Source organism: Kribbella sp. VKM Ac-2571, from assembly GCF_004362255.1.
In the GTDB taxonomy this organism is placed as follows: Bacteria; Actinomycetota; Actinomycetes; order Propionibacteriales; family Kribbellaceae; genus Kribbella; species Kribbella pratensis.
Window position 1 is genome coordinate 256547 of the sequence record NZ_SNWS01000008.1, and the last position, 12866, is coordinate 269412.

At 67.7% G+C, this 12866-nt stretch carries 12 protein-coding genes and 1 riboswitch; of the genes, 2 read left to right on the forward strand and 10 right to left on the reverse strand.

Going from position 1 to position 12866, the window contains the following annotated elements; all coding sequences use genetic code 11:
• Window positions 1-26 precede the first annotated feature (26 nt).
• Window positions 27-1004: a sugar-binding transcriptional regulator gene (locus tag EV651_RS19705; RefSeq protein WP_202870404.1), complete on the reverse strand. Its 978-nt coding sequence runs from the start codon at window positions 1002-1004 to the stop codon at window positions 27-29.
• A 29-nt stretch (window positions 1005-1033) separates the two neighbouring features.
• Complete coding sequence (locus EV651_RS19710) at window positions 1034-2518, reverse strand: DUF4038 domain-containing protein (protein ID WP_133786650.1); 1485 nt, start codon at window positions 2516-2518, stop codon at window positions 1034-1036.
• 44 nt (window positions 2519-2562) lie between these two features.
• Window positions 2563-2696: riboswitch (FMN riboswitch) on the forward strand.
• An 84-nt stretch (window positions 2697-2780) separates the two neighbouring features.
• On the opposite strand from EV651_RS19710, the gene ribB reads away from it, so the two are divergent.
• A complete protein-coding gene (gene ribB, locus EV651_RS19715; protein WP_133786651.1) occupies window positions 2781-3395 on the forward strand; it encodes a 3,4-dihydroxy-2-butanone-4-phosphate synthase in 615 nt (204 codons plus the stop codon).
• Here ribB and EV651_RS19720 read toward each other — a convergent pair.
• The 7 genes from EV651_RS19720 to EV651_RS19750 all read right to left on the reverse strand — a co-directional run bounded on the left by EV651_RS19720 (window position 3379) and on the right by EV651_RS19750 (window position 10315).
• Complete coding sequence (locus tag EV651_RS19720) at window positions 3379-4347, reverse strand: transketolase family protein (protein WP_133786652.1); 969 nt, start codon at window positions 4345-4347, stop codon at window positions 3379-3381. The two genes, ribB and EV651_RS19720, sit on opposite strands and share 17 nt — an antisense overlap.
• Window positions 4344-5222: a transketolase gene (locus EV651_RS19725; protein ID WP_133786653.1), complete on the reverse strand. Its 879-nt coding sequence runs from the start codon at window positions 5220-5222 to the stop codon at window positions 4344-4346. Before EV651_RS19725 ends, EV651_RS19720 begins: the two co-directional genes overlap by 4 nt.
• Window positions 5219-6214, reverse strand: coding sequence for a sugar phosphate isomerase/epimerase (locus EV651_RS19730; protein WP_133786654.1), 996 nt, complete (start codon window positions 6212-6214; stop codon window positions 5219-5221). The genes EV651_RS19725 and EV651_RS19730 overlap by 4 nt, the downstream gene beginning before the upstream one ends.
• 10 nt (window positions 6215-6224) lie before the next feature.
• Window positions 6225-7112, reverse strand: coding sequence for a carbohydrate ABC transporter permease (locus EV651_RS19735; protein WP_133786655.1), 888 nt, complete (start codon window positions 7110-7112; stop codon window positions 6225-6227).
• 115 nt (window positions 7113-7227) lie between these two features.
• Entirely contained in the window at window positions 7228-8127 is a 900-nt protein-coding gene (locus EV651_RS19740; protein ID WP_133786656.1) for a carbohydrate ABC transporter permease, read from the reverse strand.
• A 2-nt stretch (window positions 8128-8129) separates the two neighbouring features.
• Window positions 8130-9425 (reverse strand): ABC transporter substrate-binding protein, encoded by a 1296-nt coding sequence (locus EV651_RS19745; RefSeq protein ID WP_133786657.1) that lies wholly within the window; start codon window positions 9423-9425, stop codon window positions 8130-8132.
• The gene (locus tag EV651_RS19750) at window positions 9422-10315 is read right to left on the reverse strand and encodes a nucleoside hydrolase (protein WP_133786658.1); all 894 of its coding nucleotides are present in this window, start codon (window positions 10313-10315) and stop codon (window positions 9422-9424) included. Before EV651_RS19750 ends, EV651_RS19745 begins: the two co-directional genes overlap by 4 nt.
• Before the next feature lie 114 nt (window positions 10316-10429).
• Between EV651_RS19750 and EV651_RS19755 the strand changes: the two genes are divergently transcribed.
• A complete protein-coding gene (locus EV651_RS19755; protein ID WP_133786659.1) occupies window positions 10430-11842 on the forward strand; it encodes an FGGY family carbohydrate kinase in 1413 nt (470 codons plus the stop codon).
• On the opposite strand, the gene EV651_RS19760 is transcribed toward EV651_RS19755, so the two are convergent.
• Window positions 11829-12683, reverse strand: coding sequence for a hypothetical protein (locus EV651_RS19760; RefSeq protein ID WP_133786660.1), 855 nt, complete (start codon window positions 12681-12683; stop codon window positions 11829-11831). The genes EV651_RS19755 and EV651_RS19760 overlap by 14 nt on opposite strands.
• Window positions 12684-12866 lie beyond the last annotated feature (183 nt).

The following is a 12866-nucleotide window of genomic DNA, read 5'->3' on the forward strand; positions in this document are numbered from 1 at the left end:
AGTGCCGCGCAGTAGGCGTGGGACCATCAGACACCCCCTAGCAGGCGATGGGCCATCGCGAGGTCGGTGATCAGGATGTTGACCCAGCCTCCGAGCAGGGCGGCGCGGATGGCGGAGTACTTCCGGTCGCCGCCGGCCACCCCGATCCGGCGCGGCACCGCGAGCAACTCCTTCGCGGTCACCCCGATGACCCGCTGGTCGAACGTCGAGCGCACGAGCTTTCCCTCTTCGTCGAAGAACCGGAAACACACGTCCCCGACGGCGCCGAGCCTGCGCAACTCGTCCTGGTCGGCCTCCGCGACCGCGTTCCCACTGCGCTGCAGCAGCGGCGAGGGCTCGAGGCTGCCGATTCCGACCAGGGCGTCGGTGAGCTGTCCCCAGGTGCCCAGAACGTCCCGGACGGACACATCGTTCATCATCGCCCGACGTACGGCGGGGGTCCCGACCAGCCCGGGAGCGGGCAGGTAGACCGGCATCCCACCGGTCAGCTCGGCGAACCGCGCGGTCAGCCGGGTGGCCTGCATCTGCACCGCGGCGTCGCCCAGCCCGCCGACGATCTGCACCACCTTGTCCACCACCGGGACGCTCTTGCGCGGCATCCGGTCGACCGCGCTGATCAGCGTCTCGCTCCAGGACGAGATCCCGACCACATGCCCGCCGGTCAGCGTCATGTCCAGGTACGCCGCGGCGCCTGAGCCGAGCGCGGGCAGTACGTCGTCCCCCACGCCGAGGGTGTCGACGACGACCGCGTCGCGCAACCCGTACCGGCCCTGTAGCTCGTCCTCGAGGTCGCTGTGCACGCCGCTCGGCATGGTCACCACGGTGTGCACGATGCCGACCTCGACGGCCTGTTTCAGCATCCGGGAAACGCGTGCCTGGGACAGGTTCAGCTCGGCGGCGATCTGCGGCTGCCGGATGCCCTTCTCGTGGTACATCCGCGCCACCTTCGCGAGCAGCCGCAGCTCGTCCAGCCCCGGCTGGCGCACACCACGGTTGCTGTTCACGGCGCTCCCTTCGAGACGATCAACCTGGACTATAGGCAGATGTAGACCCGCGGTGCGCCACCGGCGTCAGGCAGTGGACTTCCCGGGGTGTCGCGTTTGCCGGTCGCGACGACGGAGCCGTCACGGGGATCGACGATCGTGTAACTCAGCGGGACGGTGTCGTCGAACACCATCACCGGTCCACCGTTCTCGTGGTACACGATCAGGCCGCCCTCCGCCGTACTCAGCGCCCGCCCCGGGATCGTCCGGGTCCAGTCCGGCGCCATGTCGGTGGTCGGCAACCCGTCCAGGATCTTTCCGAGCAGTCCGACGTACGTCGATCCTTCGAAGTCGATCGCCTCGCGCCAGCCCGCGCCGGGTGCGAGGAAGAACTCGGCGTGGCCCGGCTCCTCCGCGTGCAGTCGCCACTGCCACAGGCTGCCCGCACCGTAGACGACGCCCATCGTGCCGCCCGCGCACAGGTTGCTCCACGCCTCGTGCCCCTGCCACCAGCCCTCGGCCATACCCGTCCGGCCGGTGTGCTCGTACGTCGGCTCGCCGTTCGCGACTGCCTTCACCGGCTCGTTGCGCCACATGTCCGCGACCCGCTCCGCCACGTGCTCGCCGGTGTGCCCGGTCTGACACCACTGGAAGTCCAGCCAGTCCGCGTCCTGGTGAGCATTCGCGCGGATGTGCGGCCGGTAGTGGATACCGGTCGGCTGCGCGTAGCAGTCGACGGCGTGCACTTCAGCTCCTCCGGCGGCAGTCTGCGGTTCGTGACCGGAGCCGTCCCCGCCGACCAGGTAGACGGCCGGCCGAGCGCCGTACCGCGCGACGAGATAGCGGCAATAGGCGGCGTACTCGGATGGCGGTACGACGGTGCCCGCGACGTCGAGGCCCTTCCAGCCGAAGCCCTGGAACACGGGCTGCAGGACCGGGACCAGGCCGTGCTCGACCAAGATGTCGAGCAGTACGTCGAGGTACTGGAAGTACTCGACGTTCATCTGGTTCAGGTGAGCGTCGGCGAGATCCTCGAAGCCGACCGCGAACCCCTCGTCCTGGGTCCGGTCGCGCGGCCCGACGGCGCGCATGTCCGGTTGGACGGTCATCAGCAGGACCGCGTTGAACCCCTTCGCCTGGCGGTCGGCGGCGTACTCGCGGACCTGGTCGGGGGTCGCCCGCCACGGCAACGCCCACGCGGTGTCCGCGACGAGCAGAGCAGGCGTGCCATCCGCGTGCACCAGGCTGCGCCCACCGGGCGACATCCGCCAGAACCCGTGCCGGTAGAACGGGTTCGCCTCGTCGCTGTCCGCCGTACGCACCTCCAACTCACCGCTCTCGCCGGCGCCCTCCGCGCCGTGGGTCCAACGCCAGCGACCCGCCTGCGGTGGCGCGAAACGGACGCGGTGCACGTCCGCCCCGTCCCAGAAAACCGGGCGCCGGAGGACGAGACCACTGTCGTGGGCGAACTCCACCCACTCCTCGGCAGCGGACAGTGTGAGTTCGATCTCCCGCCAGACGGATGAGATGGACATGACACTCCAGGGATGCTCGTTGCCGTTAAGCTGATGGGAATAACACACGTGCTCTGGGGTCGGTGAAATTCCGAGCCGGCGGTGACAGTCCGCGACCCGTGACTTCGTGAGAAGGAGCGGTTGACCTGGTGGAACTCCGGGACCGACGGTGAAAGTCCGGATGGGAAGACGCACGTGGCAGCTGCACGTCCCCTGACCTGGGTCGTGGAGCTTGTCGTTGCCCCGGAGTGCTCTGAGTGCACTGCCCGAGAGGACAACGATCGTGAACACCGTGACCAGCCTGGACACCATCGAACACGTTGTCGCCGAGCTCGCCGCCGGGCGGCCGGTCGTGGTCGTCGACGACGAGGACCGCGAGAACGAAGGCGACCTGACCTTCGCCGCGAGCCTCGCGACGCCCGAGCTGATGGCCCTGCTCGTCCGTCACACCAGCGGATACGTCTGCGCGCCCGCGGCGCCGGAGATCCTGGACCGGCTCGAGCTGCCGCTGATGGTGCCGAACAACCAGGACAGCCTGCGTACGGCGTACACCGTGTCGGTGGATGCGGCGACCGGTGTCGGGACCGGCATCTCCGCCGCCGACCGGGCGCGGACCGTCCGTGTGCTGGCCGATCCCTCGGCGCAGCCCGCGGACCTGATCCGGCCCGGCCACATCCTGCCGTTGCGCGCGGTCGCCGGCGGAGTCCGGCAGCGGCCCGGTCACACCGAGGCCACCGTCGAACTCGTCCGGCTCGCCGGGCTGCCACCGGTCGGCGTGATCGGCGAACTCATGAACGACGACGGCACGCTGATGGCAGGCGCGGACCTGCGCGCGTTCGCCGACGCTCATGGTCTCGCGATGATCTCGATCGCGGATCTCGTCACTTACCTGTCGTGACCAGGTTGCGGGCGGCATCCGCGATGCCCTCGGGGGACAAGCCGTAGCGGTCCAGCAGATAGCCGGCCGACCCCGTGGGCGCGAACTCGGGGAACCCGAGGATCGACACCCGCGCCGGATGATGCTGTACGACGGTCTCGGCAACGGCACCGCCGAGACCGCCGCCGGACACCGCTTCCTCCGCGGTCACGATGCCGGCCGTCTCCCGCGCGGCCGCGACCACGGCGTCGGTGTCCAGCGGCTTGACCGTCGGCATCGACAGCACCCGGGCCGAGATCCCTTCCTCCGCGAGCCGTTCGGCGGCGGCCAGCGCCCGCCACAGCACGGTCCCGTTGCTGATCAGCGTCACATCGCTCCCGTCGCGAACCGTGATCGCCTTGCCCAGCTCGAACTCGTAGTCCTCGGCGTAGACCTTCGGCACGCTCATCCGGCTGACCCGGATGAACACCGGCCCGTCCGAGGCCGCCGCCCAGCGCAACGCCGCCGCCGTCTCGATCGGGTCGGCCGGAACGATGATCGTCATGTTGGCGATCGCGCGCAGCCAGGCGATGTCCTCGATCGAGTGGTGCGTCGGGCCGAGTTCGCCGTACGCGACGCCGGGGCTCATGCCGCAGAGCTTCACGTTGGTGTTCGAGTACGCGACGTCGGCCTTGATCTGCTCGAGCGCGCGGGCGGTGAGGAAGCAGGACGCCGCCGAGACGAACGGGATCCGGCCGCCGTTGGCCAGCCCGGACGCGACGCCGACCATGTCCTGCTCGGCGATGCCGACGTTGATCAGCCGGTCCGGGAACGCCTTGCGGAAGCTGTTCAGCTTGCTCGACCCGACCGAGTCGTTGACCACACCAACGATCCGGTGATCGGCCTCGGCCAGCTCGGCGAGCGTCTCGACGTACGCGTCCCGGCAGTCGTACCGCGGCTGGTCCGCGATCGAGCGGGTCTCGAGGACGGTCATTGCAGCTCCTTCAGGGCCTGCTGGTACTCAGCGGCATCGGGTACGCGGTGGTGCCAGGCGACGTTGTTGCTCATGAACGAGATCGGATGGCCCTTGTGCGTGTGGGCGATCACGAACGTCGGCTTGCCCGGCCGGAACGGTACGGCGGACAGCACGTCGAGCAGCTCGCCGTGGTCGTGACCGTTCACCTCGACCACCGCGAACCCGAACGCGGCCGCCTTCTCCGGCAACGGGTCGAGGTCGTTGGTCTCCTTGGTGGTCGCGCCCTGCTGCAGCCGGTTCCGGTCGACGATCACTGTCAGCCGGTCCAGCTGGTACTGCGAGGCTGCCATCATCGCCTCCCAGTTCGAGCCCTCCTGCAGCTCACCGTCACCGACCAGCACATAGGTACGGCGCAACGAGACGTCGAGCTTCGCCGACAGGGCATGACCGACCGCGACCGGCAGGCCGTGCCCGAGTGGACCGGTGTTGGCCTCGACGCCGGCGACCTTGTTCCGGTTCGGGTGCCCGTTCAGCGCGGACAGCGGCTTGAGGAACGTCGCGAGGTCCTCGACCGGCAGGAACCCGAACGCGGCCAGCGTCGTGTAGAGCGCTCCCGCGACATGCCCCTTGCTCAGGATGAAGCGGTCCCGCTCGGGGTCGTTCACCGTCGCGGGCGAGATGTCGAGCACAGCGCCGTACAGCGTGGCCAGGATGTCGATCGCGGAGAAGTCACCGCCGATGTGCCCGGCGCCGGCGTGGTGGACCAGCTTGAGGTCCTGGATCCGGATCTGCTTGGCGGCCTCGGCGATGTGCGCGATCTGCTCGGCGCGACTGCTGTGGACCGGCAGCCGGCCGAGCACCGGCATCGTCGTGTGCTCGACTGTCAGACTCATACGATCTCCGCCATCGAACTCAGCAGCACCTTCTGGACCAGCTTCTGCGCGGCGAGCGCGTCGTGCGAGGCCTGCGCGGCGGCGAGGGCATCGTCGTCCAGTACGTCGAGCGCGTGGTGGATCGCCTTGAGGAACGTGATCGCCTGCTTCGCGGCCTGGACGCTGTCCTCGCGGAACGGGAACTGGTCGAGCTGCCAGACGCCCTCCCAGTTGTTCTTGCGTAGCGTGTGGAAGAACTCGAATGTCTCGACCAAGTGCACCGAGCCCACGACCATGTCGTCGTCCCAGCCGCGCAGGTTGTCGTTGACGTCGATCGCGAACAACCGCCCGTAGTCGATCGCAAGCTGCGCCGCGTCGGCCGGTGTCTCCTGGCCGTAGAGCGAGTGGCCGAAGTCGAGCAGGATGCCCAGGTTGGGCAGGCCGATCTTCTCGATGCCGAGCAGCGTCCGGGCGACGTTCGGGAAGATGATCTTCACCCGCGGCTCGCGCGGCTTGTACTCGATCACGAAGTTGATGTCCGGATGCGCGCTCACCAGTTCCTTGAGCCCGTCCAGCGCCAGGTTCCAGATGTCGTGGTAGTTCACCTGGAACGGGTAGTCCCAGCCGTCCTGACCCGGCCACAGCTTCACGTACGAACAGCCCAGGTCCTTGGCGAGTTCGGTTGCCTGGTGCAACAGCTCCAGCGCCTGCTTGCGGACGCCGGGGTCCGGGTTGGTCAGCGAGCCCTTGACGAAGTCTCGGGTGTAGATCTCCGGCGTGATCGCGATCGCCTTCAGGTTGTTCCGCTGCAGCGCGGCCTTCACCTCGTCGAGCGTCCCGTCGTACCCGGCGAACGGCCAGTTCAGGTCGACGACGGACAGGTCGCCGACCGCACCGGCGCGGTCGATCTGCTCGAGCAGTCCGACGGGTTCGCCGTACCCGTCGGTGGCATAGCGGTCCTTGTACGTCGCGAAGTGCCAGATCCCTGCGCCGAAGACCGGCATGTCAGTCATATCTTGTGTCCTAACCCTTGAGAGAACCGGCGGTGAGTCCGCCGACGATCCAACGCTGAAGCAAGGTGTAAGCAATGAGGATCGGCACCACGGCGATCAGAATGCCTGCCGCGAGGCCGGTGTTGTTGTTGGCGAACTGGCCCTGGAAGTTCAGCAGCCCGACCGGGATGGTCTTGTGCGCGTCCGAGTTCAGCAGGATCAGCGCGAACAGGAACTCGTTCCAGGTCGCGACCGCGTCCAGGATCGCCACGGTCACCAGGGCCGGGACCGACAGCGGCAGGATCATCGTGAAGAACACCCGCCAGTCACCGGCGCCGTCCACCCGGGCGGCCTCGATGATCTCGTCCGGGAGCTGCCGGAAGAACGACTGCAGCACCAGCACCTCGAACGGGATGCCGAAGGCCAGGTACGGCCCGATCAGCCCGAAGATGCTGTCGGTCGCACCGGCCGAGCGCATCATGATGAAGACCGGGACGATCGTGATGTAGATCGGGATGGTCAGCCCGAGGAACACCGTGAACATCACCGTCCGGCGGAACTTCATCCGCAGCTTGGCCAGCGCGAACCCGAGCATCGCCGACACCAGCACCCCGAGCGGCACCTTGATCAGGGCCAGGATCGCGCTGTTCTTGTACGTCGTGGCGAAGTTGCCGATCCCCCACGCGTCCGAGAAGTTCTTCCAGGTGAAGTCCGCGGGCCAGGAGAGCGGCCCGTTCCCGATGAAGTCCGACAGCGGACGTACCGCGGTGATCACCAGCAGCGCCAGCGGCGAGATCCAGAACAGCGCGACAACGATGAGAACCAGCGTCATCACCAGACCACGCCTCGTCCTCGGCGCCTTCGCGGGCTCGACGGACTCGATCGGCACGTCGACCCGAACCGGAGCAGTCACGGTCATGGGGCCTCCCGGTCTGGACTGAGGAGCGCAGGGAGCGAAGCGACCGAAGCGACGAGGGAAGACCGGGAGTCACAGCCCCATGACCCGCCGCGCCGGAGGCGTGGCATTAGTACAGTCATGAGGCCTCCCTCGTCTGGGAGCGTACGTACGGGATGCCGACAGCGACGGCCACCAGGGTGATCACGACAGCGATCGCGGTGCCGTAGCCGGCCTGGTAGTACTGGAAGACGTTGAAGTACATCCACGTTCCCATCACCTGCGTCGACGTACCCGGGCCGCCGTACGTCATCGCATAGATCATGTCGAAGACCTTGAACGAGTCGATCAAAGACAGCGCCAGCACGATGTAGTGCGCCGGCCGCAGGCTCGGCATCGTCACGTGCCAGAACTGCTGCCATTTCGTCGCCCCGTCGACGGTCGCCGCCTCGTAGAGCTCGTTCGGAATGCCCTGCAACGCGGCCAAATAGAGCAACATCGGGAAGCCGGTGCGCAACCAGATCGCCGGGACCATCACGGCCCACAAGGCGGTCGAGTCCTGCCCGAGCCAGGGCTGGGCGAGTCCGTCGAGCCCGAGCAACCTGAGGAACGAGTTGATCGCGCCGTACTGCGGGTTGTACAACCAGCCCCAGATGCTCGCGATGGACACGAGCGGCAGGACGGCCGGGGTGTAGAAGATCAGCCGCAGGATCGGCTTGCCGTGCACCTTCCCGTTCAGCGCGATCGCCAGCAGCAGACCGATGACGGTCGGTACGGCGATCGTGACCACGGTCCAGATCAGGTTGTTCTTCACCGCGGTCACGACGACCGGGTCACTGGGCATCTTCAGGTAGTTGTCCAGGCCGACGAACTTGTACGTCGCGCTCAGTCCGTCCCAGTTGGTCAGGCTGAACCACAGCGACGACACCGCCGGGTACACCAGGAACCCGACGTACACGATGAGCGCGGGCAGGGCGAACAACCACGGGGACCAGCGGCCGCCACGTTGGGGTTTGGAGAGCGCGACAGTCGTTGCCATGCTCAGCTCTTCGCCCAGGCAGAGACGATCTCCTGCATCTTCTTCGCCGCCGCGTCCGGCTTGACCGACCCCTGCAGCAGATCACTCTGCACGCTGAAGTACTGGTCGGCCTGCTTCTTCGGGAACGCCTGGTCCTGAATCGTGTAGAACGGGTTGCTCCCGTACTTCTGCGCCCACTCGGCCGACAGCGGCAGCGACTTCGGGTCCGGCTCGGCGCCCTTGACGGTCGAGGCGGTGATCTGCAAGGCCTTCTGGGTCTCCGGCTTGGCCAGGAAGTCCAGCAGTTCGGCCGCCTTGTCCGGGTTGCTCGCCTGGGCGTTGATCATGTAGCCCTCGACGAACCCGGAGTGCCGGGCGGGTGACTTGTCGGTCGGCAGCTCGAAGTTGCCGAAGCCCGACGGGCTCTTCTTCGCGGACAGGATGGCGGCGGCCTCCGTCCAGGGGCCGACGATGGTGTACGCCGTCTTGCCCTGCACGTACCACGGTTCGACATCGGACGGGTCCAGGCCCAGCGCACCCTGCGGCAGCCACTTCTTGTCCTGCCACTTCTTGAAGAGCGTGAACGCCTCGACCACCTCCGGCCGGTCCCAGCTCTCGTCACCGGTCAGCAGCTTGTCGTGCAGCTCCGGGCCGGCGGTGTGCTCGAGCAGGTACTCGAACAGCCGCATGATGTCCCAGCCGTACTTTCCGCCCAGGCCACACGGCGTGACGCCGACGGCGACCAGCTTGTCGTTGACCTCCTCCAGCTCGGCATAGCTCTTCGGTGGCGCGCTCACGCCGGCCTTGGCGAACAGCGACTTGTTGTACCAGGCCCCGAGACCGAGCGACAGCAACGGCAGGCCGGCCTTCATGCCTTCGAAGGTCATGCCCTCGATCGCCTGCTTGTTAATCGAGCTGTCCCACCCGTACTTCTGGTAGTACGGCGCCAGGTCGAGCACCTGCTTCGCCTTCGCGAACGGACTGCCGATCTGACCGCCCCAGATCCGCCAGATGTCCGGTCCCTTGCCGCCGAGCAACTGGGTCCGGAGCTTGTCCGGGTAGACCGCGGCACCCGATCCGGGCAGGCTCTCGACGGTGGTCGTCGTACCGGCCTGCTGGTCGAACTTCTTCAGCTGCGCCTTGAACAGGCCGATGGTCTCGTCACCCTCGTAGGTGAAGACGCGCAGGTCGTTCGAGGCCGCGCCGGTGGCGCCGCCACTGCTGGTCGACGTACCACCGCCCGTGCAGGCGGACAGACCGGCGCCGAGTGCGGCGGCGGACGTGAGACCGAGGAAGCCACGGCGGCTGAACGTGCTCATGAGGTGCTCCTTTGGCGGGCAAAACGGCGGATCTTGGCGAACATGTCCTCCAGCAGGAAGCGGACGTCGACCTGCTCGCAGACCTGGATGGGGTTGTCGGTGCCGGGCAGGTACCAGCCGTCGACACCGAAGCGCGGCGCCGGACGGGTCCGGAAGTTGCCGCTGTGCGGGTAGAGCATCAGGGAGATGGCAGGCGAGTCGCCGAGGGAGCGGGACTCGATCGGCTCGCCGTGGTACGTCGCGTTCCACTCGATCAGTTGCTCGATGAGGTACTTGCCCAGCGGACCGGCGTCGCCGATCTTCTCCTCGAGCTCGGCGTAGCTGACCGAGACCTTCGTGTAGACATCGCTCGGGACCTGCCAGACGGTGATCCCGGAGCCGAACACCACGTTGGCGGCGTGGATGTCGTTGGACAGGTTGAACTCCATCCGGTGGTCGGCCGCGTAGCCGTTGTAGCCGCGACCGCCGATCCAGATCACGATCACGTTCCGGTGCACGAGCTCCGGGTCGAGCAGGATCGCCGACGCCATGTCGGTGAGCGGGCCCAGGAACGACACGAACAGCGGGTCACCCTCGGAGGCCAGCTTGGACTCCTCGATGATCAACCGCGCGCCGGGCGAGTCGAGCGGAGTCTGCTCGTCGGGGATGCCGGTGGCGGCGCCGTTCGCGACCGTGACCTGGCCGGTCAGGTCCATCAGGTCCAGCAGCAGGTCGAGCTCCTCGCGGGACTCCTCCATGCTGCGGTCCGACCGGCGGGTGCCGAAGTGCGCGGGGATCAGGCCGCGGACGTCGAAGGTCGGCGACAGCAGCCCGTGCACGATCGCGAACTGGTCGTCCGCCTCGTTCTTGGCATCGGTGTTGATGATCACCCGGCGTCTGCTCGGCCTCACGCGCTCTCCTCCGGCTTGAGATGAATAGATATTCAGTAGTGCATAGCCTGTCGCCACGAGTGTCACCACGCGGCTAGAGTCACGTCAAGAGCTCAGTTGAAACTTGGAGGGGCGATGGTCCAGGCGGTACTCGCGGTCGACCAGGGCACGACGAACTCCAAAGCCGCCCTGGTCACCGCCGCCGGCCACGTCCTCGCCACCGCCTCCGCCCCGGTCGGCCTGTCCACCCCGCGCCCCGGCTGGGTCGAACAAGACGCGACCGACCTGTGGCAGAGCGTTTGCACCGCGATCACCACCTGCCTGACCTCCGCCACCACCTCCGTGGCCGAGGTCGTCGCGGTCGCACTCTCGACCCAGCGCGAATCCGTCGTGGGCTGGAACCGCTCGGGTGAGCCGGTTGGACCTGTCCTCGGCTGGCAGGACGTCCGAACCGCCGAGTGGTGCGCCCAACTCCCCTCGGAAGTTGACGATCTGGTCCGCCGCCGGACCGGACTGCGCGTGGACGCGATGTTCTCCGCCCCCAAGATGCGCTGGCTCCTCGAGCGGTCCGGCGCGTACGTCGGCACCGTCGACGCCTGGTTGATCCATCGACTGACTGGTTGCCAGGAGCACCTGACCGAGGCCGGCAACGCCTCCCGGACCTTGCTCTACGACACACGCGAGCTCGACTGGTCGACGGAACTCCTCGAAGCGTTCAACGTGCCGCGGGCAGCGCTCCCCGACGTACGGCCGTCGAACGCCGGCTTCGGAGTCACGAGAGACGTACCGGGACTGGCCGACGGCATCCCGATCGTGGCCGTGCTGGCGGACTCACATGCCGCGATGTACGGGCAGGGCTGCACGCAGGCAGGGATGGCGAAGGCGACGTACGGGACCGGCTCGTCGGTGATGACGCCGGTGGACGGTTTCGTGCCGAGCGGGTGCACGCTCGCCTGGCTGACCGATCGGCCGAGGTACGCGCTGGAAGGGAACATCGTGTCGTCCGGGGCCGCACTCGCCTGGACGGCCGACCTCCTCGGCCTGCCGGACGTCGGCGCGTTGACGGCGCTCGCGGTGACAGTCCCGTCGGCCGAGGGCGTCGTACTGGTGCCGGCCTTCGCCGGGCTCGGGGCGCCGCACTGGGATCGCGTAGCGCGGGCGGCGCTGACCGGGATGAGCAGCTCGACCACGCGGGCGCACATCGCGCGGGCGGCGGTTGACGCGGTCGCTCACCAGATCTGCGACATCACGGACACCATCCCCGGCACGCTCAGCAGTCTCCGCGCGGACGGCGGCGCGACGGTGTCCGACCTGCTCATGCAGACGCAGGCGGATCTGCTCGGCCATCGCGTCGAGGCTGCCGACGTACCCGAGATCTCTGCTCTCGGTGTGGCCGAGCTGGCCTGGACCACACTCGGGGAGACGACCGGCTGGGCCGGTCAGCGGTCCTTCCGGACGTTCGAGCCCGAGCCCGACGCCGGCGATCGTGGCCGGCGCCGAGCCGAGTGGGCCCAGGCGGTCGCCTCGGTGCGCCTCAGGCCAGCTTGATCCGGAACACAGCCAGCCGGGCGTCGTGGCCGTCGACGCTCATCGGGATCGTCTTTGTCCCGACCAGGTCGAGGCGGACCGTGCCGTCGCCGGGCAGCCAGTTGATGCGGTCGATGCCGTGGGCATACACCTTGTGCTCGGCGTCCTGGCCGGTCGCCCGGTCGTAGCCGGGGTTGTTGGTGTCCGCGGTCCAGATCACCAGCTGACCGTTGTCGTGGTGGGCCATCACGCGCTCGCGGTGGAGCTTCTTGTGCAGCTGCCACTCGTCACGCAGGTTCGGGTTGTTGTTGCCGTTGTAGGCGCCGGCGATGTAATGCGAGTTGATCAGGACGAACTTCAGCCCCGGGTGCGCGGTGTGCTCGACGACCACCTCGTTGATGAAGCGCGGCGGGGTCACCTTCGCGATACCGCCGTGGACGAAGGTCCGCTTCGAGTTCACGATCTTCCACGGCGCCGGCACCGAGATCGGCACCCGGAAGGACTTGGGGTCGCGCAGGAATGCGTTGTGGTACTTGCTCCCGAAGTGTCGCGTGATCATCGGCACCTCACCCGAGTCCCCCTCACCGATCTCCTGCCAGCCGACGAACGGCCGGTATCCCGGATCGCCACCGCGGACCGCCCGAATCGCCGGCTCCCGGGCATCGAGGTGCTTACGGCCGATATTGGCCGTCACCACCGGCAGCCGAAACCACCCGGTCCCGGCCGCAGCTCTGGACGCCGCATCCGCCGGTCGAGCCGCTGATGCCGATTGGGCCGCGGCCACCGAACCGAGCGTAGCCGCGCCGGCCAGCGCACCACCCCCGAGCAACAGAGCCTGCCGTCTACTGATCCTTTCGGCCATGACCACCTCCGCAAGAGTCCGGCACCGTGGCCGGAGGGCGTTTGTCTTGTTGAAGGGCTACGACGTAGCCAACCTCACAGCAGTTCCACCAGGGTGGAGGACATCGCTTTCCGTTACAGGTTGACGGGAGGTTTTCGCCCACCTATGGTTACGGTCACAAGCCGCGGAAAGCCCTTTCCAAGG

Excerpts from the sequence above, each read along its gene's own strand:
- EV651_RS19710 (WP_133786650.1), bottom strand. The coding sequence starts at position 2,518 with ATGTCCATCTCATCCGTCTGGCGGGAGATCGAACTCACACTGTCCGCT.
- EV651_RS19720 (WP_133786652.1), bottom strand. The coding sequence starts at position 4,347 with ATGACCGTCCTCGAGACCCGCTCGATCGCGGACCAGCCGCGGTACGAC.
- EV651_RS19725 (WP_133786653.1), bottom strand. The coding sequence starts at position 5,222 with ATGAGTCTGACAGTCGAGCACACGACGATGCCGGTGCTCGGCCGGCTG.
- EV651_RS19730 (WP_133786654.1), bottom strand. The coding sequence starts at position 6,214 with ATGACTGACATGCCGGTCTTCGGCGCAGGGATCTGGCACTTCGCGACG.
- EV651_RS19735 (WP_133786655.1), bottom strand. The coding sequence starts at position 7,112 with ATGACCGTGACTGCTCCGGTTCGGGTCGACGTGCCGATCGAGTCCGTC.
- EV651_RS19740 (WP_133786656.1), bottom strand. The coding sequence starts at position 8,127 with ATGGCAACGACTGTCGCGCTCTCCAAACCCCAACGTGGCGGCCGCTGG.
- EV651_RS19745 (WP_133786657.1), bottom strand. The coding sequence starts at position 9,425 with ATGAGCACGTTCAGCCGCCGTGGCTTCCTCGGTCTCACGTCCGCCGCC.
- EV651_RS19755 (WP_133786659.1), top strand. The coding sequence starts at position 10,430 with ATGGTCCAGGCGGTACTCGCGGTCGACCAGGGCACGACGAACTCCAAA.
- EV651_RS19760 (WP_133786660.1), bottom strand. The coding sequence starts at position 12,683 with ATGGCCGAAAGGATCAGTAGACGGCAGGCTCTGTTGCTCGGGGGTGGT.